The 23279-nt window shown below is 63.4% G+C and carries 23 protein-coding genes; 10 read left to right on the forward strand and 13 right to left on the reverse strand.

What is annotated here, in order from left to right:
• Positions 1-51 precede the first annotated feature (51 nt).
• Both ACFVSJ_RS14750 and ACFVSJ_RS14755 read left to right on the forward strand, forming a co-directional pair.
• Positions 52-675: an FMN reductase gene (locus ACFVSJ_RS14750; protein ID WP_387437649.1), complete on the forward strand. Its 624-nt coding sequence runs from the start codon at positions 52-54 to the stop codon at positions 673-675.
• Positions 676-712: 37 nt separating this feature from the next.
• The gene (locus tag ACFVSJ_RS14755) at positions 713-1072 is read left to right on the forward strand and encodes a zf-TFIIB domain-containing protein (protein WP_387437650.1); all 360 of its coding nucleotides are present in this window, start codon (positions 713-715) and stop codon (positions 1070-1072) included.
• Here the strand turns inward: ACFVSJ_RS14755 and ACFVSJ_RS14760 are convergent.
• Positions 1069-1644: a hypothetical protein gene (locus tag ACFVSJ_RS14760; RefSeq protein WP_387437588.1), complete on the reverse strand. Its 576-nt coding sequence runs from the start codon at positions 1642-1644 to the stop codon at positions 1069-1071. The two genes, ACFVSJ_RS14755 and ACFVSJ_RS14760, sit on opposite strands and share 4 nt — an antisense overlap.
• Positions 1645-1653: 9 nt before the next feature.
• Positions 1654-2103 (reverse strand): hypothetical protein, encoded by a 450-nt coding sequence (locus tag ACFVSJ_RS14765; protein WP_387437589.1) that lies wholly within the window; start codon positions 2101-2103, stop codon positions 1654-1656.
• Between the two features lie 625 nt (positions 2104-2728).
• Between ACFVSJ_RS14765 and dnaB the strand changes: the two genes are divergently transcribed.
• Positions 2729-4114, forward strand: a complete 1386-nt coding sequence (dnaB, locus tag ACFVSJ_RS14770) for a replicative DNA helicase (RefSeq protein WP_387437590.1) — start codon at positions 2729-2731, stop codon at positions 4112-4114.
• Positions 4115-4144: 30 nt separating this feature from the next.
• Here the strand turns inward: dnaB and ACFVSJ_RS14775 are convergent, their stop codons facing one another.
• The 6 genes from ACFVSJ_RS14775 to ACFVSJ_RS14800 form a co-directional block, all read right to left on the reverse strand.
• A complete protein-coding gene (locus tag ACFVSJ_RS14775) occupies positions 4145-4531 on the reverse strand; it encodes a VOC family protein (protein WP_387437591.1) in 387 nt (128 codons plus the stop codon).
• 43 nt (positions 4532-4574) lie between these two features.
• On the reverse strand, positions 4575-5618 hold the full coding sequence (locus ACFVSJ_RS14780) for a DUF4073 domain-containing protein (protein WP_387437593.1): 1044 nt from the start codon (positions 5616-5618) through the stop codon (positions 4575-4577).
• A 261-nt stretch (positions 5619-5879) separates the two neighbouring features.
• On the reverse strand, positions 5880-6338 hold the full coding sequence (locus tag ACFVSJ_RS14785) for a ribose-5-phosphate isomerase (RefSeq protein WP_281449917.1): 459 nt from the start codon (positions 6336-6338) through the stop codon (positions 5880-5882).
• 10 nt (positions 6339-6348) lie between these two features.
• On the reverse strand, positions 6349-8088 hold the full coding sequence (locus ACFVSJ_RS14790) for a dihydroxyacetone kinase family protein (protein WP_387437594.1): 1740 nt from the start codon (positions 8086-8088) through the stop codon (positions 6349-6351).
• A 32-nt stretch (positions 8089-8120) separates the two neighbouring features.
• On the reverse strand, positions 8121-8894 hold the full coding sequence (locus ACFVSJ_RS14795; RefSeq protein ID WP_387437595.1) for an SDR family NAD(P)-dependent oxidoreductase: 774 nt from the start codon (positions 8892-8894) through the stop codon (positions 8121-8123).
• A 23-nt stretch (positions 8895-8917) separates the two neighbouring features.
• Positions 8918-9760: a sugar phosphate isomerase/epimerase family protein gene (locus ACFVSJ_RS14800; RefSeq protein ID WP_387437597.1), complete on the reverse strand. Its 843-nt coding sequence runs from the start codon at positions 9758-9760 to the stop codon at positions 8918-8920.
• Between the two features lie 206 nt (positions 9761-9966).
• On the opposite strand from ACFVSJ_RS14800, the gene ACFVSJ_RS14805 reads away from it, so the two are divergent.
• From ACFVSJ_RS14805 to ACFVSJ_RS14825, 5 genes are all read left to right on the forward strand, one after another.
• Positions 9967-11304 (forward strand): MFS transporter, encoded by a 1338-nt coding sequence (locus ACFVSJ_RS14805; protein ID WP_387437598.1) that lies wholly within the window; start codon positions 9967-9969, stop codon positions 11302-11304.
• A 63-nt stretch (positions 11305-11367) separates the two neighbouring features.
• Positions 11368-12258: a transketolase gene (locus ACFVSJ_RS14810; protein ID WP_387437599.1), complete on the forward strand. Its 891-nt coding sequence runs from the start codon at positions 11368-11370 to the stop codon at positions 12256-12258.
• Positions 12255-13265 (forward strand): transketolase family protein, encoded by a 1011-nt coding sequence (locus ACFVSJ_RS14815; RefSeq protein ID WP_387437600.1) that lies wholly within the window; start codon positions 12255-12257, stop codon positions 13263-13265. Before ACFVSJ_RS14810 ends, ACFVSJ_RS14815 begins: the two co-directional genes overlap by 4 nt.
• A 118-nt stretch (positions 13266-13383) precedes the next feature.
• Positions 13384-14040 (forward strand): GntR family transcriptional regulator, encoded by a 657-nt coding sequence (locus tag ACFVSJ_RS14820; protein WP_387437601.1) that lies wholly within the window; start codon positions 13384-13386, stop codon positions 14038-14040.
• A 77-nt stretch (positions 14041-14117) separates the two neighbouring features.
• On the forward strand, positions 14118-14849 hold the full coding sequence (locus ACFVSJ_RS14825) for a hypothetical protein (protein ID WP_387437602.1): 732 nt from the start codon (positions 14118-14120) through the stop codon (positions 14847-14849).
• 100 nt (positions 14850-14949) lie between these two features.
• Here the strand turns inward: ACFVSJ_RS14825 and ACFVSJ_RS14830 are convergent, their stop codons facing one another.
• The 3 genes from ACFVSJ_RS14830 to ACFVSJ_RS14840 form a co-directional block, all read right to left on the reverse strand.
• Entirely contained in the window at positions 14950-15561 is a 612-nt protein-coding gene (locus ACFVSJ_RS14830; RefSeq protein WP_387437603.1) for a helix-turn-helix transcriptional regulator, read from the reverse strand.
• Positions 15562-15570: 9 nt separating this feature from the next.
• The gene (locus ACFVSJ_RS14835) at positions 15571-18165 is read right to left on the reverse strand and encodes a LuxR C-terminal-related transcriptional regulator (protein WP_387437605.1); all 2595 of its coding nucleotides are present in this window, start codon (positions 18163-18165) and stop codon (positions 15571-15573) included.
• Positions 18166-18272: 107 nt separating this feature from the next.
• On the reverse strand, positions 18273-19247 hold the full coding sequence (locus ACFVSJ_RS14840; protein ID WP_387437606.1) for an acyl-CoA thioesterase: 975 nt from the start codon (positions 19245-19247) through the stop codon (positions 18273-18275).
• Between the two features lie 153 nt (positions 19248-19400).
• Here ACFVSJ_RS14840 and aztD point away from each other — a divergent pair, with 153 nt between their 5' ends.
• Positions 19401-20681 carry a zinc metallochaperone AztD gene (gene aztD / locus ACFVSJ_RS14845; RefSeq protein ID WP_387437607.1) on the forward strand — a complete coding sequence of 427 codons (1281 nt, stop codon included), beginning with the start codon at positions 19401-19403 and terminating at the stop codon, positions 20679-20681.
• Between the two features lie 151 nt (positions 20682-20832).
• On the opposite strand, the gene ACFVSJ_RS14850 is transcribed toward aztD, so the two are convergent.
• A complete protein-coding gene (locus tag ACFVSJ_RS14850) occupies positions 20833-21267 on the reverse strand; it encodes a DoxX family protein (protein WP_387437608.1) in 435 nt (144 codons plus the stop codon).
• 48 nt (positions 21268-21315) lie between these two features.
• Entirely contained in the window at positions 21316-21888 is a 573-nt protein-coding gene (locus ACFVSJ_RS14855) for an antibiotic biosynthesis monooxygenase (protein WP_387437609.1), read from the reverse strand.
• Positions 21889-21929: 41 nt separating this feature from the next.
• Here ACFVSJ_RS14855 and ACFVSJ_RS14860 point away from each other — a divergent pair, with 41 nt between their 5' ends.
• A complete protein-coding gene (locus ACFVSJ_RS14860; protein ID WP_387437610.1) occupies positions 21930-23270 on the forward strand; it encodes an MATE family efflux transporter in 1341 nt (446 codons plus the stop codon).
• The last annotated feature ends 9 nt before the right edge of the window (positions 23271-23279 follow it).

Below are 23279 nucleotides of genomic sequence, written 5' to 3' on the forward strand. Positions count from 1 at the left end.
TTAGATGCATATGCATGTATGCTGGAAATGATCGAGCAACAGGAGAATGCCATGGAAACCCGCCGCATCACCGTCCTTTCCGCCGGACTTGGAGTGCCGTCGTCGAGCCGCCTGCTGGCGGACCAGCTGGCCGCCTCTGCCGAACGGCAGCTGAAGGCGGCCGGGTATGACGTGAGGATCGACGTCGTCGAACTGCGGGACCTCGCCGTGGACATCGCCAACAACTTCGTCACCGGCTATGCCGCGCCGCGGCTCGCCGAGGTGATTGCCGGCGTCGACGATTCGGACGGCATCATCGCAGTCAGCCCCGTCTTCAGCGCCTCCTACAGTGGTCTGTTCAAGTCGTTCATCGACGTCCTTGACCCCAAGTCGCTGGACGGCAAAGCCGTCCTGCTGGGTGCAACCGGCGGCACTGACCGGCACCAGATGGTCCTGGACCACGCCATGCGCCCGCTGTTCAGCTACCTGCGGACCAGGACGACTGCCACCGGCGTCTTCGCCGGGCCCCAGGATTGGGGAACGGACGACGGCGGCTCGCCTCTTTCGGTGCGGGTGGACCGGGCCGCGGCTGAGCTCGTGCAGTTGCTGAGCGGGCCCCAGCCTGGCCGCAAGACGCCCACCCTTGAGTCGTTGCCGTTCGAGCAACTCCTTGCCGGAATCTCGGCGGGCCACTAAGGCGAACCAATTGCCCGCCCGGGTCGTTGAGGCAGGCATGAAGTGTCCTGTGGATTTCATTGACCTGGTGATGAGCGAACGTAGTGGTGTGGAAATTGACTACTGCCCCAAGTGCCGCGGGGTGTGGCTGGACCGCGGCGAGTTGGACAAGATCATCGATCGTGTCAACGGTGGTAGCGGAGCCACACAGCCGCGGCCGTCAGCGGCGTCCGCCCAGCCGCCCATCGCGCCGCCGCCCATTTACAACCCCTTTGAGTCGCGGCCCCGGTATGACGATCGGGAACGCCGTGACTATGATCGCCGTGACTACGACGAACGCGACCGCTCCAATCGCGATCAGTACGGGCGAAAGCGTAAGAAGAAGGAGGGGTTCCTGGGCGACCTCTTCGATTTTTAGTCGTCCAGGAGCTCGATGAATTCCCGTGCCTGCTTGATGGTGATGTCCGAGTGGCGGGTCAGCGCCAATGCTGCGCCTTCCACGTCACCGCTCTTGGCGAGCGTGCGGATGCGTCCGTAGATTTCGTCATTGAGCATGTTGCTGCTGACCTCGCGGGTCACATCGCCTTTGCTGACGATCGCCCGGTACCTGTAGGGAAAGCGCTCCGGCTCATCGTCATCCTCGGCCAAAGAGTCCTCGGCGGGCGTCTCGGGTCGGAACGGTTGCGGGTGGGCGGCCAGGGCACCGACGGCGTCCCGCGAGGCCCGGAGGCCTTCTCCAGTGGCCTGCAGGTATAGCTTGATGGCGGCCATTCCCTGTCCCTGTGCGATGAGTGAGTACAAGCGGCGGTGTTGGTCTTCGTCCAGCTTGCCCGCCGAATCCTTGGCAAGCTGCACTGGATCCTTTGGTGCCCTGGCGGCAGCCGCGTCAGCCTTGGTCTCGGCAGAGCGCTTGGTGAAGGAGCGAATGAGCAGCAGCACGCCCACGATGACCAGGACGAGGATCACGAGTGGGATAAGGAGCGAATCCATGGCGTTTTGTCAGAGCCGATCTACGTAGTTCTTGGCGGTCATGAGGTCTGAGTGGGTCGCTTGGCCCAGCATCTTGATGGCTTGGATCTTTTGCCCGCTGCGGACCAGATTTTGAATCTCGAAGGCCAATTGCGGATTCAGCTGGCCGTTGGGAAGAACAGCTGCCTGGCCCCGCACGGTTGAGCCCGTGGACTGGGTGCCGGCACCGTGCTGGGTGGTCTGTGCCCGATTCTGGCTGGGCTGGGTGGACGCTTCGATCCGGGCCCGGGCGGCCAGGGCCGCCTTCACTTGGGAGGCCTGGTGGGCGGCAGAGCGGGCCGCCAGTTCGCGCTGGTAGCGTTCGGCATCCGAGACGCCTGTGTCGCGCGGTCTGAGGGCCGCAGAGAGGGCCCACAGCAGACCAATGAGGACCACCAAAGGAAGGGCCGTCAAGAGCAGGTCGCCAAGGTTATTCCCCATGCTTAGAGCTTATGCCAGATCGGGGGTTATCCACAGCACATTCCGTGTCCGGCATAGGCTTCCGAGAGGAAAGTGTCAAATTAACCCGGCGCATGTAAGAGTCATCACATTTGAGGCATGTTTTGCGCCGTATTGAGCTTCCCGCGAGCCGGCTAAGGCCTGGTGGCTGTGGATGGTTATCCACCAAAAATTTCTTTGTTCCACAGCTTGTGATGAATGTTTTTGCAGGTCAGGTGCCGTTTACCGCAGAAAGAATTTCTCTATCCACAGGGTAACGCACAGACTGTGCACAACGAGTGGCACTTATTCCACAGGTTATCCACAAGCGTCTTGGATAACTGGCTTTGTGCGCGCGCGGACCCCCGCTAACGTGGCTCAGGTACCTGTTTCAGGATGGAATCGGTCCTCCCGGCAGCCCCCAAGCAGCGGCGCGCAAAACCGCTTGGGGATACTTCTGTGGATAAGTTGTGGAAATGTTGTGGGCCGAAAATGTCGGTCCCTGCCGATACAACAGGAGCACTCGGCTGGTCCGGAGGCTCGGGCAAAACCATCCCAGGTCCGCTTGCGCTTTACGCACTGCTGAGGGAACCACATCACTTCAGCGGTACACATATGGAGGACGGCTTTGTCAGTAACGCATTTGGACTCAATCGAGGGCTCCCGGTCTTCCGAGGCGAGCCGCAAACCTCCGCAGGATATCGCAGCTGAACAGTCCGTTCTCGGCGGCATGATGTTGTCCAAGGACGCGATCGCCGATGTTGTGGAGATCGTTCGTGGTCATGACTTCTACCGTCCCGCGCACGAGACCATCTATGAGTCGATCATCGACCTCTATGGACGTGGTGAACCCGCCGACGCCGTAACGGTCTCCGATGAGTTGACCAAACGCGGTGAGATCAACCGGATCGGTGGCCCTGCCTACCTCCACGAGCTCATTCAGACGGTCCCCACAGCCGCCAACGCCGGCTACTACGCCGAGATTGTGGCAGAACGCGCAGTGCTGCGCCGTTTGGTCAACGCCGGCACCAAAATCGTCCAGATGGGTTACGGTCAGGACGGCGAGGTCGAGGACCTGGTCAACCAGGCCCAGGCCGAGGTTTACGCCGTTGCCGAAAAGCGCACAGCCGAGGACTACGTGGCGTTGAAGGACGTCATGGAATCCACGGTGGATGAGATCGAAGCTTCCGGCCATCGTGGCGAGGGCATGGTGGGTGTTCCAACCGGGTTCTATGAGCTCGACGAACTGACGCACGGCCTTCACCCGGGCCAGATGATTGTCATTGCGGCCCGTCCGGCTGTTGGTAAGTCAACCTTTGCGTTGGACTTCGCCCGTTCGGCCGCGATCAAGAACAATCTGGCCACGGTCATGTTCTCCCTGGAAATGGGTCGGAACGAGATCGCCATGCGCCTTCTCTCCGCGGAAGCCACCATTGGCCTGCAGGATCTCCGCAAGGGCACCATCAAGGACGAACAGTGGTCCAAGATCGCTACCACCATGGGCCGCATGAACGACGCCCCCCTGTTCATCGACGACAGCCCCAACATGTCCCTCATGGAGATCCGCGCAAAGTGCCGCCGCCTGAAGCAGCAGCACGACCTCAAGCTCGTGATCCTCGACTACCTGCAGCTGATGAGCTCTGGCAAGAAGGTGGAATCCCGCCAGCAGGAAGTGTCCGAGTTCTCCCGTGCGCTCAAGCTGCTCGCCAAGGAACTCCAAGTGCCCGTGATCGCGCTGTCGCAGCTGAACCGTGGTTCCGAGCAGCGCCAGGACAAGCGACCCATGGTGTCCGACCTCCGTGAATCGGGCTCCATTGAGCAGGACGCCGATATGGTCATCCTGCTTCACCGTGAGGACGTCTATGACAAGGAATCACCGCGAGCGGGTGAAGCGGACATCCTGATTGCCAAGCACCGTAACGGTCCCACCAAGGACATCGTTGTGGCGTTCCAGGGCCACTACTCCCGCTTCGCCAACATGGCCGGCGATTCAGGTGGCGGGGGCGGGTTCTAGGGGACGACGCCAGCGAACCGACGTCAGGTTTCAGCGTGACGTCGGTCCCAGCCGCCTCCGCAGCAGGCAGAACTCATTGCCCTCAGGGTCCTGCAAAACGTGCCAATGCTCCTCGCCGGTCTGCCCGACGTCGGCAGGCCGGGCCCCGAGGGCAAGAAGTCGTTCCAGCTCCGCGTCCTGGTCCCGGTCCACAGGATTGACGTCGATGTGCAGCGGTAGGCGACCCGTGCGGGGGTTGCTGCTTGGGCTCAGGATGATGGTGGGCTGCAGCCCTCCGAAACCTGCCTCAGGTGGCCCGATTTCAATCGCGCCATCCTCGCGGTCGAGTTCAACGTAGCCAAGGACTTCGCTCCAGAACTTCGCGAGAAGCTCCGCGTCGGTGCAATTCAGGACCAGTTCGCTGATTCGGCAGGACATGGAGGCCAGTGTAGCTCTGCGGATTCCATATCCTGCCGACCTGTCATGGGAACAGCGGAATCTGGACTTCCTTGATCCATTCCCCGCGTCGATAGTCGCGGGCCTTCACTACAACGCAGTCGTTATACACCTCAACCTGGAGGCCGCTGGCCTCACGGCCGTCGAGAGCCCGCTCGCCACCGGCACCGTTGTCCTCCCAAAGGATTTGAATGGCGCCCGTATTGATGACCTGGAAACCCTGGAGGTTGCCCGTTCCTGGCACTGTCCGGCGGACCTCCCAATCGGCCAGCTGGAGAGCCCAGTGGGTGTGGGCGGTGAAGACAAAGACGTTCTTGTATTTGCCCAAAATGCCCAGGAGCCGGTCTGCCTGGAGGTAGTCCTTCTTGTAAAGGTTGTTGCGCGTGCCGGAGACGGTGTCCGGGAATGGATGGTGGGTGAAGACCATGACAGGCTGTCCCCGGCGTGCCCAGAAGTCGAGGCGCTGTTCGAACCAGGAGATCTGTTCCTCGCTCAGCCATACCTCGTCCCACAGCTTTGAGTCGTGGAAGTGCATGTACTTTTCAGTGCCCAAAATCAGTCCCGGGACGCCGTCGAGGTCGATCTCCGTATACACCCTGTCGCGGCCGGTGAACCGGTAGAAGCTCTGGAAGAGCGAGGCTTCCGTGGTGCCGTTGGGCCACGTTGCCTGGGCGAGGGTGCTGGGGTTGGAGTACTTGGGAACGTAGAACTCGTGGTTACCGATGGACCAGTGGACGTTGCGGGCGTGGGGGTTGGCATCGAGGACCTTGCGGACCGCGTCGTACTCAAAGTCGTAGCCTCGTGGCGTGATGTCCCCGTTGACCACCAGGCCTGCGCTTTGGCTCTCCGGGTTGGTGGATTCGATGTCTTTGAGGGCGAGCTCGAAGTCGCCCAGATCGCCCTGGATATCACTGATGACGGTGAAGACCGTGGCTTTGCCGGAGGGGCGGTTGCTGCCGTGCCCCTGTCCGGTGGCTTGGGCAGGAGTGGCGACGGCGGCCGTAGCGCCGAGGGTGGCGAGGCCCGCGAGTGATGCGGTGATTGCGGAGCGGCGGCTGGGGGAAGCCATGGGGGAGCCTTTCATTGGTTGGCGGGAATTGACTCTCCGACGGTAGGGAGGCCAGATGAATCGCCGCCAAATCAGGCGTTGCCAGCTTGTGTAGACAAGTTGATGGAAAGGCGCTGCTTGTGAGCAGATTTGTTCAGTTCATTGCAATGGGAGAGGTGGCCTTGTATAGACACCCTCCCGATAGGGCCCTCAAGAACACGGGAAAAGGACAGGGCCAGGACCCTACGTGCAACGCGGGAATCCTGGCCTTGAGCGGAAGAACTAGCAGCCTTCGAAGTCGCTCAGCACCTTCACCTTCGCGGCGGACCCAGAGGAGGGGTCGAACGCGTAGCCGATCCACTCCTTGGCGAGCCGGCGGGCCAGCTCAACGCCCACGACGCGCTGGCCCATGGTGAGCACCTGGCAGTCGTTGGACAGGATGGAGCGTTCAACGGAGAACGAGTCGTGTGCCGCGGTGGCACGGATGCCGGGAACCTTGTTCGCAGCGATGGCAACGCCGATCCCGGTGCCGCAGAACAGGATGGCCCGGTCGGCCTTGCCGTCGCGGATCATTTCACCGGCCGCGATGCCGACGTATGGATAGGGCCTGGTGAAGTCCTCATCGGCACGGTTCACTCCGATGTCGATCACCTCTGTGATCCGCGAGTCGGCCTGCAGATCGGCGAGGATCCGGTCCTTGTAATCAACGCCGGCTTCGTCGGCGCCCACGATGATGCGCATGGTGATTCTCCTAATTGGTGGCGGCAGTTGCGGGAGCTGCGGTGAAGTGGGGTCCGACGGCGGTGAACACCATGGCGAGCGACGTTGCCCCGGGGTCCGGCGTGCCGATGCTCTTCTCGGCGAGGGGCCGTGCGCGGCCCTTGAGGGGCCGGAGGTCGGCGGTTGCGACTGCAGCTTCGGTGGATGCGGCGGCGGCGGAGGCCCAAGCTTCCTCGACAGAAGAACCGGAGGCAACACCGGCCGAGAACGACGACGTGAACGGAAGCAGCGAATCCACCATGGTCTTGTCACCGATGTCGGCCTTGCCAAGTCCAGTGATGCCCTCTGCGAAGGCCCGGACAGCTTCGGCGAGAGCTGCCGCCGTCGGGCTTTCCTGATTGCCGAGCCGTTCGCCAAAGGCCCGCAGCCCGGCACCCCACAGGACGCCGGAGGTTCCGCCGGCCTTGTCTGCCCAGGCGTCGCCGCCGGCGATCAGGACGGACCCGGCGCCGGCGCCTGCGGAATACGCTGCTGCGGCTGCTTCGAGTGCGGCCGATGATCCGCGGACCATCCCGCGGCCGTGGTCGCCGTCGCCGGCGATTGCGTCCATGTCACCCAGCATGGCCTCGGAATCACGCAGCAGGGATGCGGTCTTCTCCAAAGCCGCCAGGCACTGCCCAGCGTATGCCCGTGACTCCTCTGTGGAGGAGTAGTTGACGGCATCCAGAGCCACTGCGTCATCCACAGGGGCGTCAGAAGAATCAACGTCGAACCCGACCGAACCGCGTCGGTATGCGGGGGTCAAAGCGGGAGCCGTCCAGTACTGCTCAAGTTCCTCGTCCAACCATGTCAGCGTCAGGGAGACGCCGGCCATGTCGAGGCTGGTCACCAGTTCGCCAACCTCGGGCATCACCAAGGTGTAGCCAGCCTCGCGGAGGAGGGGAGCAACCGTGCGCCAGAGGACGAACAATTCCTCGTTCTTGGTGGAACCCAGGCCGTTCAGGATGACGGCAACACGTCCGGACGCGGCTGCGGGTGCTTCCTCCAGCACGCGGCGGACCAGTTCCTGTCCAAGTTCGACGGCGGCGGGAAGCTCGGTATCGAACAGTCCAGGTTCGCCGTGGATGCCGAGGCCCAACCCCATGTGTCCCTCGGGAAGGCTGAACAGCGGCGCATCGGCGCCGGGGAAGGTGCAGCCGCTGAAAGCGGTGCCGATGGTCCGGGTGTGGTCGTTGGCCTTGCGTCCCAGCCGGACCACGGAGTCGAGGTCCAGTCCGGCTTCGGCGGCCGCGCCCATGACCTTGAAGACGACGAAGTCTCCGGCAATGCCGCGGCGCTTCTCGATCTCGGTCAGGGGAGCGCTGGCAATGTCATCCGTTACCAGCACGTTCTCGGCGCGGATACCTTCGGCGTTCAGACGTTCGCTGGCCATACCGAAATTCAGGACATCGCCGGCGTAGTTGCCGTAGGTGAAGACAACGCCGGCGCCCGAGTTGGCGGCCTTGGCCACGGAGTATGCCTGCTGGGTGGACGGTGAGGTGAAGATGTTGCCCACCACGGCACCGTCAGCGAAGCCCGGGCCGATGATGCCGGCGAATGCGGGATAGTGGCCGGAGCCGCCACCGGTAATGACGGCGACCTTCGGCGTGGCGGGGCGGTTGCGGCGTACCGCACCGCCTTCCACCTGGCGCACGAGGTCCGAGTGGGCGTCGCAGAAGCCAGCGAGGGCTTCGTCGGCGAAGTCGGCGGGATCGTTGAAGATTCTGGTCATGGTGGGTCCTGGTGTTCCTCGAAAAGCAGGGACTAGTGGATGTGGCTGCCGCCGTTGATGTCGATGGTGGTGCCGGTGAGGTAGGCCGAGTCCTCGGAGGAGAGGAACGTGATGACGGCGGCGACTTCCTCGGTGGTGGCGTTGCGGCCCAGCGGGATGCCTGCGTTGATGGCGTCTTCCTGCTCCTGGGTGCTGCCTACGCGGATGTTGGTGTCCACGGCGCCGGGCGTGATGGCGTTGACGGTCACGCCGGTCTCGCCGATTTCACGGGCGAGTGCCTTGGTGAAGCCGAGGATGGCTGCCTTGGCTGCGGAGTAAGGGACCTTGCCGAAGACGCCGCCGCCACGCTGTGCGGAGACGGAGGACATGTTCACGATGCGGCCCCAGCCGTTGGCGATCATGCCAGGCAGGAATGCCTTGGTGACGAGGTAGGTGCCGGTGGCGTTGACGTCCATGACCTTGTGCCACAGCTCAAGCGTGGTTTCCAGGAACGGGATGGGGGACGTGATGCCGGCGATGTTGGCAAGTGCGCCCACGGGAGGGAGGTTGCCGGCAGCGACTTCCCCGGCCACAGCGGACTGCGCCTTGGCGACGGAAGCTTCATTGGCGACGTCGATCTCGTAGCCGAAGGCGGGGACGTTGAACTCGTTGCCGATCTCGGCCGCAACCTTGGCGGACTTCTCGCCGTCGAGGTCCAGGATGACGACGCCCCAACCCTGGGAGGCGTAGCGACGGGCGGTGGTGAGGCCGATGCCGCGCTCGGAGGTAGCCCCGGTGAGGACGGCGGTGCGCTGGATGGTGGTCATGGTGCTCCTTGAAATGATGGTTGTTAGATGAGGTCTGTAATGAAGCTGCCGGCCTTCGCGGTGGCAGCTGGGCGTTCGTCGTGGGTGACGTCGCGGGTTTCAAGTTCCAGCGAGAAGTGGCCGCTGTAGCCGGCGTCCCGCAGCTTGGAGAGGCCGCTGGCGAAATCCGCCTGGCCGTTGCCGATGCTGAGGTTGATGTTCCCCGGCTCGGTATCAGTGGCGGGCACGGCATCGCGGAGGTGGACGTGCGTAATGCGGCTGCCGAAGCGGTCAACGAAGTCCACGGGGTCGCCGCCGGAGGCAACGATGTGGCTGAAGTCCGTGACGATTCCGACGCCGGAACCGGCCAGGCGGTCGGCGAGCAGTTGCGCGCGTTCCGTGTTCCAGCAGAGCCGGAAGTAGTGGAGTGATTCGGTCCAGAGTTCGACGCCGAACTCTTCGGCCCGCTGTGCGGCGTGGATCAGCTGCGCGGCGACAGCGTCGATGTCTTCTTCCAAACTGCGGACCGGCTGGTGGTCGATCGCGCCGCAGGGGAGGACAAGCGCCTTGGCGCCGATCTTCGCCGCAAGGCTGAGCAGCATCTCGAGGTGGCGTTCGCGCTTTTCCTGGGCGCCGGCGTCGAGCGTTGCGTTCAGGTCACCGATGTCACCGTTGACCGAGCGGACGCGCAGTCCCGAGTTATTGACGACGGCGGCAACCGCCTCGACTGCCTCGGCGTCCAGTACGTAGGGCACATGGTCGCAGACGCCGGGGAGGGCGCCGAGGTCGATTTCCTCGAAGCCGAGGCCACCCATGGTGTCCAGCGCTGTGGCCAGATCCTGGTGGCGGAAGCTGATGGAGGAACAGCCAAGTCGGTGATGGAACATCGTCGTCGATCCTCAAGTCTTGCGGTCCTCGCCGGAGAGGAACCTGTAGTGATGCAAACCACGTTATCCTCGTTAACTGTCAACAGTCAACCTTTGAGGTCGACTGTTGACAATGCTGGTGGTGTCGGTCACAGTTGACGTATTATGTTGACTGTCGACAGTGAGGTTGCGGAGAAGCGCCCCACTCTTCGAAAGGGAAATAAGCAATGAGCAATGAAGCTCTGGCCATGCGTGGTCCGGTTCATGGAACCAAGGAAGCTAAGCGCGTCGCTGTTGGTTCAGGCGTAGGCGCAGTCATTGAAACCTACGACTTCATCGGTTTCGGCACAGCGGCCGCACTGTACTTCGGTACGGCGTTCTTCCCGGGCGCCGATCCGGTGACTGGTACGTTGGCCTCGTTCGCGACCCTCGGCGTCGGATTCGCCGCACGCCCGCTGGGCGGCATCATCGGCGGGCACCTCGGCGACAGGCTCGGCCGCAAGCCCGTCCTGGTTGCTTCGTTGATCCTCATGGGCCTGGCGACGTTCGCCATCGGCCTCCTCCCCACCTACCAGCAGGTGGGCCTCCTGGCCCCGGCCCTGCTGGTGATCGTGCGCATCATCCAGGGCCTTGCCTTCGGTGCAGAGTGGGGCGGCGCCATCCTCATGAGCTACGAACACGCACCGTGGCGCAAGAAGGGACAGTTCACCGGAATCGTGCAGGCCGGCTTCCCAGTAGGCTTGCTGCTCGCCAACCTCGTGTTCCTGAGCAGCGTGGGCCTTGGCAGCGAGTGGGCCTGGCGCGTACCGTTCCTCGCCAGCATCGTCCTGGTGGCCGTTGGCTTGATCATCCGCTCCAAGGTTCCTGAGTCCCCGGTGTTTGAGGACGTCAAGACCAAGGGCGACATTGTGAAGTCCCCGATCGTCGAGGTCATCAAGACGGACTGGCGCAATATCGTCCGCGGCATCGGCCTCCGCATCGCCGAAACCGCAGGTTACGCAGTCTCCGTGACGTACATGATTTCCTACCTGCACAGCACCAAGCTCGCCGACAAGACGCAGACCCTGGTTGCCCTCTGCATCGCCGCCGCCATCGGCATCTTCGCCACCTACGCCTGGGGCAAGCTGACCGACAAGGTAGGCCGCCGTCCGGTCTATATCTGGTCTACGGCGTTCGCAGTGGTCTTTGGCATCCCGATGTTCCTGCTGGTCAACACCGGCCTCTTCATCTTCATCATTGCCACCATCGTGATCGCCTACGCCGTGTGCCAGAACTCCCTCGCCGGCGCCCAGGGTGCCTGGTTCCCGGAGCTCTTCCAGGCCAAGACCCGCTCCTCCGGCGCATCGCTCGCGTACCAGATCTCAGCGATGGTTTCCGGCTTCACTCCGTTCATCACCACGCTGCTGTTCGTCAGCTTCGGGTGGATCGGTCCGGCGGCGCTGTTCAGCATCTACGGGGCAATCGGCCTCTGGGCGGCGCTGGTAACCAAGGAAACCTGGGGCAAGCGCGAGCGGCAGCTCGCCGAAGAAGCCGCCAGCAAAACACCCCAGTCGGTAACCGCCTAAGTACCCACTCGACGTCGGGCGCGTCCTCCCCATCGGTACGCGCCCGGCTCCGGAAGGAATCCCGTGACTCTCCCATCAGTCGAAACGGCACCAGCTCTGCTTTCTGCCGAGCGCGTGGACCGCATCCGCGCAGCCGCCTACCGAATCCGCCACCATGCCTTGAACATGGGCGAAGTGCAGGGCCAGGGCTACGTTGGCCAGGCCCTGGGCGCTGCCGACATGCTCGCCTCCGTGTACGGCGACCAGCTCACGTTCCGCGCCGAGGACCCGCACTGGGAGGGCCGGGACCGCTTCCTGCTCTCCACCGGGCACTACGCGATCGGCCACTATGCCGCCCTTGCCGAGGCTGGAATCGTGCCGGTCGCCGAGCTTGAGACCTACGGCTCCGACGATTCCCGCCTGCCGATGTCCGGCATGTCCACCTACACCCCGGGCATGGAAATCTCGGGCGGGTCGCTGGGCCACGGCCTGACGATCGCCGTGGGCATGGCCCTGGGGCTCCGGGCGCAGGGATCTGCCTCCCGGGTGATCAACTTCCTCTCCGACGGTGAGTTGGACGAGGGTTCCACGTGGGAGGCCGCCATGGGCGCGCACCACCACCAGCTCGGGAACCTGACCGCGATGGTGGACATCAACGCCCTCCAGGCCGACGGTGCCACGAATACGGTGCTGCGCACCGAACCGGTGACGGAGAAGTGGGAATCGTTCGGTTGGTACACCCAACGCGTGGACGGGAACGACGTCGGTGCGCTGCTGGCTGCGTTCGACAACATCGCCTCTGTTGCGGCGCCGGTCGGGCGGCCTTCCGTGATCCTGTGCGACACGAAGGTGGGCCGCAGGGTCCCGCTGCTGGAGACCCGCGAGAAGGCGCACTTCATGCGCATCGAAGAACACGAATGGCAGATCTGCCGTGAGCAGCTGACCGCAGGATACGAAGGGACGGCCACGGAATGAGCAGCGTGACAACCACGACGGCGGCTGCCAAGCCGAAGCTGAAGACCTCGGCGATGATCGCCTCGTTTGCCGATCCCGGCCAGAAAACTACGTCTGCTCCGTTCGGACACGCGCTGGTTGCGGCAGCCGAGGCCAACCCCAAGATTGTGGGTTTGACAGCGGACCTGGGCAAGTACACGGACATGCATATCTTCGCCAAGGCGTTTCCGGAACGGTTCTTCCAGATGGGCATGGCCGAGCAGTTGCTGTTCGGTGCGGCCGCTGGCATGGCCGAGACCGGCCTGGTCCCGTTTGCCTCCACGTACTCCGTCTTCGCCGCGCGCCGCGCCTACGATTTCCTCTGCCTGGACATCGCCGAGCCGAACCTGAACGTGAACATCGTTGGCGGCCTGCCCGGCCTGACCACGGGCTACGGTCCCAGCCACCAGGCCACCGAAGACATGGCGATCTTCCGCGGCATGCCTAACCTGACCATCGTTGATCCGTGCGACTCGGTGGACATCGAGCAGGCAGTTCCGCAGCTGGCCGCCTCTGAGGGACCCACCTACCTGCGCCTGTTGCGGGGCAACGTGCCTACTGTCCTGGACGAGTACGACTACACGTTCGAACTCGGCAAGGCCAAGGTGCTGCGCGGCGGCAATGACGTGGTGTTCGTCTCCTCGGGGTTGATGACCATGCGTGCGTTGCAAGCAGCCGATGCGCTGGCAAAGCACAACGTGGACGTGGCCGTGGTGCACACGCCGACCATCAAGCCCTTCGACTCCGAGACCGTGCTTGCCGAGCTGAACACGGATCGCTTGGCCGTCACGCTTGAGAACCACACCGTTGTTGGCGGCCTGTTCGAAACTGTTGCCTCCGCCGTCGTAAGCGCCGGCCTGGGCAAGCGCGTGGTTCCCATCGCGTTGCCGGACCAGTTCCTCGACGCCGGTGCGTTACCAACCCTGCACGAACGTTACGGATTGTCCGTGGACCGTATCGTCGCGAAGGTCTTGGCCGAACTCGGCTGATTGTTTGCCTTGCAGGGGCGTGGGAGCCGGTATGACTGCCGGTCCCACGCCCCTGGCCGTAGTATCGACTGTTAACACCGGACTGTTGGCAGTCGCCCAAAGATATTGAGGACAGATCATGGCCCTGAGCGCATCCCTTCTGGGACTCGAGAAGAAGAGCCTGCGCGAACAGGCACTCATCGCTTTGCGGGGTGCCATCACCAGCGGTGAGCTGGAACCCGGGCGGCATCTTGTGGAGACCGAACTGTCCGACATGCTGCAGATCAGCCGCGGAACCCTTCGCGAAGCCCTGCGTCAGCTGGAGCAGGAAGGCCTGGTTTCAGCCGGAGCGCGTGGCCGCCTCTCGGTCCGCCACCTGGACGTCAAGGAAATCAGGGACATCTTCTCCGTCCGTGGGGTCCTCGAATCGCTCGCCGCCCGGACGCTCAGCGACATGCCGGACAAGGAAGCAGCGCTCCAGGAACTGCGTCACGCCGTCGAGGCCATGGGCAAGGCGAGTGAATCGTCCCTGGAAGAGCAGATCGAGGCCGACCTCGAATTCCACCGGACGCTGTGCCGGCTTTCCGGAAACGAGACGCTGCTGCACCAGTGGGAATCGCTGGAAGGCTCCATCCGTATGTCCATCATGTTCGCCGGTGTGGAACGGGCCACGGGGAACATGAGCGTGGGCCGGCACTATGACATTGTTGCCGCGATCGAAACGGGCAACGCTGCGAAGGCACGCGAGACGATCATCGCGCATATGGACGGTGCTGCCGAAAACCTCGTGGGCTAGCTTGGACGTTGTTCCACCACTGAGAACTGGTGGTCAGCGCCACTGAGGGGCGGCTGTGCGGAGGCTAACTTAGCTGGGTGCCAGTTCAACGCCCGCCTTTCGCAGTTACTGAAAATCCGTCCAACGGCCCGGATTCCCCCGGATCGGAGGAAGAGCCGGCGGAGCGCGCCGATGTTGACTTTGTCCATAGGAATCCCATCCTGGCCAGCGCGGTTGCATGGGAATGGAAGCGGCAGACCACAACCGTGGCGTTGGGCGGGATCCACACTTCCTGGTCCTCGCTCCTCCTGCAGGATCCCCTTGAGGCTGCCCCTTGGGTAGTCCTCGACGCATATGCGGATGATCTGGTTCCCCTGCCGCTCAAGGTCCGATCCCTCGCCGCGGCAGGGCGCCAATGCATTGTGCTGGGACAGGTCACGTCCCCCCAACGGGCGGCCTTATCCGCGGAAGGCGCCGTCGCCATCCTTGATCCGGACAGCACAGCAGCGGAGATCCCCCGCCGGATCGAATCCGTGCTCCTTGGCCTCACCCGTGCCCTCGTCCCGCAACCGAGCGTTGGCAGGGAACTGACGGACAGGGAGATCCAAGTGCTGGAGCTCTACGCCCGCAGGCGGGCGCTGACCGCATCGGCATTGGCCGAGGCTTTGGAACTACGGACCACCACCGTGCGCGGACACCTGGCACGCGGGCGCAGAAAGCTTGCGGAGGCCGGTCTGCGTTGTGCCACACGGGGAGAGTTGGCGAAGGCCCTCCAAGACATTGGCTACAGCATCACCGACAACCAGTGGCAGGCCGTCGGACGGTGGTAGGCGCCCTACGGTCTGCCACTACTGAGTACCGGTTGAAACAGCACTGAGTCCGTGGTGGTTGCCTGGCTGCAAATGAAGCTGCCGCAGGAAGGCTGGACAGTTACCGCAGGGTGGCCCGGTAGCGCCGGCTCACCGCTGCCCGGCTTGTCTGCGGGCCAATCCCCAACTTGCGCCGAACCGATGCGAGGTGGTTCCGCAGCGTCGCATCGGCGATGCCCAGCCGCTTAGCCACCTCGTTGCGGGGAAGCTCCGGGGCGTCCAGAAGGTAGGCGTCCGCGGCGATTTCTTCGGCCGCCGTCAAGGCAAAGTACTCACGGGCGGAGCCGGGGTCGAACGGCAGGTGCGTGCCGTCGTCGGAAATGCTTTTGACCGCGCTCAAAAGCACCTGAATGCTGGCGGTTTCCGGTACATATCCGCGCACGCCCAGGTCCATGAGCCCCAAGACCCGGGAACTGTGCAGGACGCCGCCGTAGACCAGCACCCGTTTGCCGGCCCGAACAAGGTCGCTGACACTCTCTTCCAGCTCCGGCATCGCGCCGTCCGCCACGGCGACACTTCCCGACATGCGGAACTGCAGCGAGGCCGTGGCCCAATGGACAAGCGAAGTGAATTGACGGTTGTGGCTGATGACCCGAAGGTGCGTCCGTTCTCCGGCCGCGCGCCGCTTGTGCAAGCGGAAATTGGCCCAGTGGGATTCAACGGGGTTTGTCATGGCTGGGTCCTAACCTTCCAGTACGGCGTCGAGCCGGATTGTGTCTTGATATGGATAACCTCCGAAAGCACCCGCAAGGACCGCTTTTGGCGCTCCCTGGATCAGGTCTGCGAGCTGCTTCCGTGTTGTGGTGTCCGTCTTCCGTAAAGCGTTGGAGATGTGGCTTTCCACGGTGCGGACGCTGATCCCGAAGTGCTCGGCGATTTCCTGGTTGCTTTGCTGGCCCGCGAGCAGCGCCACCTCGATCTCCCGCAATGTGAGGGAAGAACCCGGCGGTTCGGACTTGAAGTTGATGAGGGTCCCGGTCGGCCGGCACCGCGTCCTGAAATCCTTCGCCGCCCGGGCGATTTCGCTCGCCAGGCAGGGTTCCCCGCTCAGCTGCCACCGCTGCTCCGATCCGCGCAGAAGCATGGAGATTTGGTAGCTGTCCCCGTCCGGCACGTAGGTGTCCAGCAGATGTTTGAGCCTCGCCAGTTCGCCTTGGATCGCAGCATCGGCGATGGCCAGGAACTGGTCATGGGCGGCGATGCCGCGGTCTGCGAGGACGCTCTGGAGCAGGTTCCTGACTCGTGGCCCGGGTAGGAGGCCAAGGGCAAAAACGGCAGTGTGCATGGCTTCGAGGACGAAGCCGCGGCCCAGGGATTTTGACACGAGACGGCTGGCCCGCTGGTCGAAGGACTTTGCGCTGGCGGGCCGGCTTGAGGCCAGGTCCTGCAGGCCAGTGCCTGTTCCGGGGAGGGGGCCGACGTCGAGTGCTTTTGAATGGTTTCCAGAGGGGCTTCCGGCATCAAATCCGCGCAAGGAGCACAAACGCAGCATGGCGCCGTGCAAGGCGCCAACCAGAGGTCCTGGCGTGCCCAAGGAGAAGGCCCGCCCCATGACGTACTCGGCCTCATCGAAGAGGCCGCGGTGAAGCAAGGACAGCGCCGCGATATAGCTTTGGCCGACCAAAGCAAACTGGTCGATGTCCTGCAGGGCCTTCTGCCGCAACTCCAAGGCCAGGACCAAGGATTCCTCGGCACGCCCGCCCGCGAACAGGGCCATTCCGCGGACGAAGGATCCAAAGCGCTGGAGTTCCTCCGGGATTTCAACAGCAGCGAGACCGGTCAGAGCTCCGCCAGGATTGAGCCGGTACAACTCCAGGATTCCTTTGATGATGGCAAAGGCGCCCCCTTGCGATCCCGGTTCCGGAGCTGGGGCGGTCACCGTGCTTTCCTTGCCGCAGGACGACTTGAGAAAGTCAGTGAACGCTTCGGCTGCCGGGCGCAGATGGGGTTCCTGTGACGCCAGCGTCCGGACTATTGCCACGGCTCCCTTAAAGTCACCCTTCGCCGTGTAAGTCCACCAAGCGTGGGTCATTGTGAAGAACAGGAGCTCGCCAGGGGTGCCGTCTACCGTGTCGGTCCGGCTGAAGACCCGCTGGATGCGCTCGGGATCCACCGGTGCTCCCCAATAGATGGCGAGGAGCCGCACTGCGTTGGCCAGGCTGCGATGACGCTCCCAGGCAAGGCGATGGTCTTGCTCCAGGGCCTCCAAGCGCTGCTGGAAAAAGCGCGTTGTGGCGGCCTGGCTGCTGTTCATTTCCTCGTGCAGGGCGGAGACGGCCGCGGACAGGGGGTTGTTCATTGCCTCAGTCAGTGGGCGTGTGACCGGGCGGACGGTTCCGGTCGTTGTGCTTTGGAGGATCCTCCGGGACTCAATCGAGCGGACTCTGAGGTAGTCGTCCAGGATCGGCGGGAAGACAGTGGCCAAGGTGGAGCCGTCTGAGCCGGTCAGTACTGAGATCCACCCGCCAACTTCCAGATTGTCCAGCACGTCTTCCCCGACCGTCTCAACCAGTTGGCTGACGGGCGTTGGTCCGCGCAGCGAAATCTTGTGGAGTGCCCGGATCCCGTCCGCCTGCAAACCCTGCAGCAGGGCTTCGATCGTGCCGTACAGATGTTCGTTCATCAACCCGGCACCGCTCATGCACCAGCGGCCGTCGTTGAGAAACAAGCCTTCGCTGAGGACGGAGCTTTCGATAATTCGGACGGCCAGCCGCAAGTTACCGCCGGATTTGGTCAGAATTTGTGCCGCGACATCCACATCGGCCGGCGCTCCAAGAGCCTTCACTATGAGCTTGTTGATCTGTGCATATCCCAGTGGAGCCAGTGAGACTGAGGCTTCTGGAAGGCTTGCCAGAGTAGCGGCGGGTGTTTTGGGCTGGAATGGATGGTCATCCACGGTGATGACCAGGGGCACGTTGGCACGCGTCCGAAGGATGTTCACCACCGCCAGTGACTCCCGGTCGAGGTTCTCCAGGTCGTCAATCACCATCACGTGGGCTTCCGTACGTGCCAATTGGGCCGAAAGAAAGTCAGCGACGCCCAAGACTCCGATGGTTCGGGAGCGCAGGTCCAAGCCCAAGGACAAAACACCTGCGAAAGGTACGGAAGCCAGCGCGGGAGTGCCGAACATGGAGAAGACCTCAACGCCGTCTTCTTCGAGCCGGGCCACGAGGGACCTTACGAGACTGGTCTTACCGCTCCCCGGGGCGCCCACGATTCTGACGCCCAAGCCCTTGGCCACATATCCCAGAACGAGATCAACTTTGTCGTTGTGCAATGCTTGCTTCCCAACTGCATGCTGCTGCTTTCCTGCATAGTCTCAGTGGGACGCATTGGTTGATCGTGTTGCTGATTGTGGAAGATTCTCGGCAGAGCCGAAGTGGATCAGTTTCCGGCGGCCTTCAAGAGGTGGTCCGGCAGGCGGTTTCCAGGTGCGCGTCCCCGGATCTCCAGGAGTTCGCGGGCGTGGGAATGAAGCTGCTTGTCTTCATCGGAAACCGGTACCCACTCAGGGATCGGAACAGCGGTTCCTGAGTCGTCGCGTGCAACCATCACCGTGAGGCAGTAGGTTGTCAGGTTCATCTCACGGGTCTTCGGGTCACCAGAGCGGACGTGGACGGCGATGTGCATGCCTTTGGCTCCGGTGTAGACGAGGCGGGCTTCCACCTCCACCACGTGACCGATCAACAACGGCCGGTAGAAGCGTACGCCGCCGGAGAAAACCGCGACGGTGTCCTTGCCGCAGTACCGTGAGGCGCAGACGTAGGCAGCCTCGTCGATCCACTTCATGACGATGCCGCCATGGACTTTGCCACCCCAGTTGACGTCCGTGGGGGACGCCATGAACCGCAGCGTCACGCGCTCGGCGGTGCCGGCGTCGGTATATTCCTGAGCGTTCATGGCGTTGACGATCTGTTCGCGCACTTCTATGCGCGCGAGAGCATGTTCCCGGGCTTCGATCTCGGCCGGGGTGGCGGGCTCGAACTGGGGGACCGGGATGGGCTTGCCGTCCGGCCCGACGGCCACGAAGATCACCATGCACTGGCTGTGCATGTTTTCCGGCCCGCCCTTGGGATCGCGCGAGCTAACGACGGTATGGATGTGCATCGACGAACGGCCGGTGTAGACGATGGTGGACGTGACCTCCACCATGTCTCCGCTGTTCACGGGATCCGCGAAATGGATGTTTCCCACGTAGGCCGTGACGCAGTAGGACTTTGCCCAACCAACGGCCGCCGCGTAGGCGGCTTTGTCCACCCATTCCAGGACGGTGCCGGCGTCGACGGAGCCGCTGTGGCCCACGTCCATGGGGGCTGCAAGGAAGCGGAGGGTCACGGAATTCGCGGGGGAATCGCTCATGCTGGCAGTTTACGGGCGCCATGTTTCTGTTACGTGAGTAAGTCGCCGGTTTGCTGTCGCATGGGCCGGACGCAGGGATATATGCACCGAAGGCCATGAATCGACCTGTGGACCTGATTTGCTCTCTAAATGAGAATCAATATCATTTAAGCCATGTCACGAAACGCGCCCTCCTTCCCCATGCCCCCACATAGCCCTCGCGTCCCCGCCAAGGCGCTTGCCGCCGTCGGGCTTACCGCCATGCTGCTGACTGCCTGCGCTGCACCCGGCAACCAGGCCGCATCGGCGCCGTCGTCCAGCGCCGCCGCAGCAAAGGAGGCCAGTGCACCCACGCCTCGCCTTGTTTACACGTACGACGGCGGCATGGCGGTGCTGGACGCCAAGTCACTGGACGTGGTGGGCGGCGATGTGCCGCTCGAGGGATTCAACCGACTGAATCCCGCCGGGGACGGTCGTCACGTCCTCGTTTCCACGGGCGATGCCTTCAAGGTGTTCGATCCCGGATCCTGGTCGGAACCGCACGGCGACCACAGCCATCACTACGTTTCCAATCCCGCTCTGACCGGGCTGGCCTTTGATGCCAACAAGGCCGGGCACGTGGTCCGGCACGCGGGCAAGACCGTGCTGTTCAGCGATGGCTCCGGAAAAGTCGATAGTTTTACGTCGGCCGATCTCGCTAAGGCGACGGCCCTCCCCGCAACCGAGGTTTACACCACGCCCGAAGCGCATCATGGTGTGGCCGTCGAACTTGAAGACGGCAAGCTGCTGGTGACGCTTGGAAATGAAGAGAGTCGCACCGGCATTGCAATCCTCTCCGCCGGGAAGGAGCGCAAGGAAGTGTTGCGGAACGAAGAATGCCCGGGCGTTCATGGGGAAGCCGTCGCTGCCGGCGAGGCCGTGGTGGTCGGTTGCACGAATGGAATGTTGATTTACAAGGATGGTGCCATCACGAAGGTTGCCAGTCCCGATGCGTACGGCCGCATGGGAAACCAGGCGGGCTCGGAGGAATCGCCCGTGATACTGGGTGACTACAAGGTGGACAAGGCGGCCAAGCTGGAGCGTCCCACGCGGATCTCGTTGGTGAACACCGAAACTGCCAAGCTGCAGCTCGTGGACCTGGGAACCAGCTACTCGTTCCGCTCGCTGGGGCGCGGACCTTCCGGCGAAGCCCTGGTGCTAGGCACCGACGGTGGTCTTCGCGTCATCAACCCGCTGACCGGTGCCGTGGAAAAGAACATTCCCGTAGTGGCCGCGTGGAAAGAGTCGGAGGTGTGGCAGGACCCGCGGCCTACGCTGTTCGTGCAAGGCTCGACGGCGTTCGTCACCGAACCTGCCACCCGCACCATTCATGCGGTGGACCTGGAGTCGGGTGAGGTGCGGAAGTCCGCGCAGCTCGAGCACATACCGAACGAGCTCACCGGCGTCGAAGGCTAACGACGCTCTCTCACGTACCGCCCCCTTGCTGCCGATCCTCTCTCACCAAACGCCTCTTTGACGCCGATGCTCTCTCACTTTCGTCAGGGAAGTGAGAGAGCATCGGGCTGAAGGGGGCGTTTGGTGAGAGAGCGTCGGGGGTGGGTGGGGCTTATGCCAGGACGCGGAGCTTGGATCCTTGGCGGGCGAAGAGGGCGTTGTCGGCCGAGATCTTGCCTGCGCCGGCCAAAGCCAGGGCCAGTGCTGCTCCGGCGAACAGCAGGACGAGCTCGTATCCGCCGTTGCCCACAAAGACGCCTGCCGGCGCATGGACCAGGAAGAGCGCGCCGAGCATGTTGATGGCCAGGAGGGCGCCGAATACGCGGGTCAGCAGGCCCAGGATCAAGGCGATGCCACCCACGAGTTCGAGGGTTGCGACAACCGGCGCGACTATAGAAGCACCGGGCACTCCCATCTGCGCAAACGATGCCTGCGTGCCGGCGATGGTGAATTCGTTGAACTTCTGCCAACCGTGCGCGGCGAAGAGAAATCCTGCAACAACGCGCAGGATGGTCAGGGCTGTGGTGGTCAAGGTGGACTTGTTCATGCTTCAACCCTTCCGAAGATAAGTTGAAGAGTCAACTATTTAAGTAGTTTAGTGACGCTTCCCACGCGGCTTTTGCAACCACGGCTGCAGCAGCCGCGTGGTGACCGGCAGGAAAACGTAGGTCATCAACGGCGTGAGGATCACGATGTTGAGCAGCACCTGAACCACCAGCGGCCACTCCTGCGTCAGCGGGTGGAGCAGGAAATTGGCCAGCAGGCTGAGCGGGAAGAAGGGCAGGAAGATGCTGACGGCCTGCTTCCAGCGCGGCGGCACCACCATCTCCGGAACCACCAGGGACACGTCGCCCGGCTGCGAAAACCAGCCCTCAATTCCCGTGTGCCGCTCCACGCGGGTGGTCTCCATCATGTCCCTGGCGCTGTCGATCCACCATCGGCGCTCCTCGGACTTCTCCCAGCCTTGCAGTGACGTAGCGTCGGCGAAGCGGTAGAGCATGTGCCACTCGTTGGAATCGGCCCCGTTGCGGATCCACCCCGAGCCCAGGTAGCCCGGCCATTCACGGGCCAGTTCCTGGCCGGCGTGCGCCCACGCGTTGGCCTGGCGCGTGTATCCGGGGAGGATGGTGCGGGCAACGGAAACGGTGATGGGTTGCTCGTGTGACACGGCCCAAACATACCCTTCCGCGGGCGGACTACCCTTGTTTAGTGCCTGAAACCACAACCGCCCCCACCCGTTCCAACGCCCGCGAGATCCTGCGGCTCGCTGTCCCCGCCTTCGGTGCGCTCATTGCCGAGCCGCTGTTCCTGCTGGCCGACTCGGCAATCGTCGGGCACCTCGGCGTAGACCAGCTCGCCGGCGTGGGGCTGGCCTCCACCGTGCTGCACACCGCGGTTGGGTTGATGGTCTTCCTGGCATATTCGACGACGCCGGCAGTCGCCCGCGCGATCGGTGACGGCAGGCTGGGCAAGGCTTTGGCGGCCGGGCGCGACGGCGTATGGCTGGCTTTGCTGCTGGGTGTGGCCCTCGCAATCGTGGGGTTCATCTTTGCCGAGCCCCTGGTTGCTTTCATGGGCGCAAGCGGTGACGTGCAGGGCTTCGCGGTGGATTACCTCCGCTGGTCCATGCCCGGGTTGGCCGCGATGCTCCTGGTTTTCGCCGGCACCGGAGTACTCAGGGGGCTGCAGGACACCCGAACCCCCTTGCTCGTGGCCACCGCCGGATTTGCCCTGAACATTGCCCTCAACTGGTTCCTGGTCTACGGCCTGCATCTGTCCGTGGCCGGTTCGGCGATCGGCACCAGCATCGCCCAATGGGCCATGGCCGCCGTGTATTTGGTGATGGTGGGCCGCAACGCGCGGAACCACGGGGTATCCCTCAGACCGGACTGGCACGGAATTCGGGCCATGACCAAGGTTGGTTCGTGGCTCATGCTCCGCACGCTCAGCCTCCGCCTGGCCATCCTGGCAACGGTCGTGGTGGTCACCGCGCAGGGAGCCGTCAACCTCGCGGCACATCAATTGGCCATGACCATCTTCTCCTTCCTGGCTTTCGCGTTGGACGCCCTCGCGATTGCTGCGCAGGCCTTGATTGGCAAGGAACTCGGGGCCAGGAATGCCCAGCGGGCACGCGAACTGACCCGGACCATGGCCCGTTGGGGTCTCGGATTCGGGGTCGTCACGGGTGTCCTGCTGGCTGTCGCGGCTCCGTGGGCCGGCTATATCTTCACCTCCGACTCCGGCGTTCATGCCGCGCTGACCGTTGCCCTCTGGGTACTGGCCGTCGGACAGCCGCTGGCCGGCTACGTCTTTGTCCTCGACGGCGTCCTCATCGGCGCCGGTGACGCGCGCTACCTGGCGATTGCCGGCGTCGTGAATCTTGCCGTCTACCTTCCGCTGCTGGCGGCGGTCCACCTGACAAAGCCCGACGGCGCGGCGGGGCTGGTGTGGTTGTGGCTCGCGTTTGCGTTGGGCTACATGTTGGCGCGCGGGGTGACCCTGGGGCTGCGGGCGCGGACCGATCGGTGGATGGTACTGGGTTCGCACTAAACTGTATGC

The organism is Paenarthrobacter sp. NPDC058040, assembly GCF_042885775.1.
Taxonomy (GTDB): domain Bacteria; phylum Actinomycetota; class Actinomycetes; order Actinomycetales; family Micrococcaceae; genus Arthrobacter.

Excerpts from the sequence above, each read along its gene's own strand:
- aztD (WP_387437607.1), top strand. The coding sequence starts at position 19,401 with ATGTCACGAAACGCGCCCTCCTTCCCCATGCCCCCACATAGCCCTCGC.
- ACFVSJ_RS14760 (WP_387437588.1), bottom strand. The coding sequence starts at position 1,644 with ATGGATTCGCTCCTTATCCCACTCGTGATCCTCGTCCTGGTCATCGTG.
- ACFVSJ_RS14800 (WP_387437597.1), bottom strand. The coding sequence starts at position 9,760 with ATGTTCCATCACCGACTTGGCTGTTCCTCCATCAGCTTCCGCCACCAG.
- ACFVSJ_RS14820 (WP_387437601.1), top strand. The coding sequence starts at position 13,384 with ATGGCCCTGAGCGCATCCCTTCTGGGACTCGAGAAGAAGAGCCTGCGC.
- ACFVSJ_RS14750 (WP_387437649.1), top strand. The coding sequence starts at position 52 with ATGGAAACCCGCCGCATCACCGTCCTTTCCGCCGGACTTGGAGTGCCG.
- ACFVSJ_RS14840 (WP_387437606.1), bottom strand. The coding sequence starts at position 19,247 with ATGAGCGATTCCCCCGCGAATTCCGTGACCCTCCGCTTCCTTGCAGCC.
- ACFVSJ_RS14830 (WP_387437603.1), bottom strand. The coding sequence starts at position 15,561 with ATGACAAACCCCGTTGAATCCCACTGGGCCAATTTCCGCTTGCACAAG.
- ACFVSJ_RS14805 (WP_387437598.1), top strand. The coding sequence starts at position 9,967 with ATGAGCAATGAAGCTCTGGCCATGCGTGGTCCGGTTCATGGAACCAAG.
- ACFVSJ_RS14785 (WP_281449917.1), bottom strand. The coding sequence starts at position 6,338 with ATGCGCATCATCGTGGGCGCCGACGAAGCCGGCGTTGATTACAAGGAC.
- ACFVSJ_RS14790 (WP_387437594.1), bottom strand. The coding sequence starts at position 8,088 with ATGACCAGAATCTTCAACGATCCCGCCGACTTCGCCGACGAAGCCCTC.
- ACFVSJ_RS14765 (WP_387437589.1), bottom strand. The coding sequence starts at position 2,103 with ATGGGGAATAACCTTGGCGACCTGCTCTTGACGGCCCTTCCTTTGGTG.
- ACFVSJ_RS14795 (WP_387437595.1), bottom strand. The coding sequence starts at position 8,894 with ATGACCACCATCCAGCGCACCGCCGTCCTCACCGGGGCTACCTCCGAG.
- ACFVSJ_RS14755 (WP_387437650.1), top strand. The coding sequence starts at position 713 with ATGAAGTGTCCTGTGGATTTCATTGACCTGGTGATGAGCGAACGTAGT.
- ACFVSJ_RS14775 (WP_387437591.1), bottom strand. The coding sequence starts at position 4,531 with ATGTCCTGCCGAATCAGCGAACTGGTCCTGAATTGCACCGACGCGGAG.
- ACFVSJ_RS14780 (WP_387437593.1), bottom strand. The coding sequence starts at position 5,618 with ATGGCTTCCCCCAGCCGCCGCTCCGCAATCACCGCATCACTCGCGGGC.
- ACFVSJ_RS14850 (WP_387437608.1), bottom strand. The coding sequence starts at position 21,267 with ATGAACAAGTCCACCTTGACCACCACAGCCCTGACCATCCTGCGCGTT.
- ACFVSJ_RS14815 (WP_387437600.1), top strand. The coding sequence starts at position 12,255 with ATGAGCAGCGTGACAACCACGACGGCGGCTGCCAAGCCGAAGCTGAAG.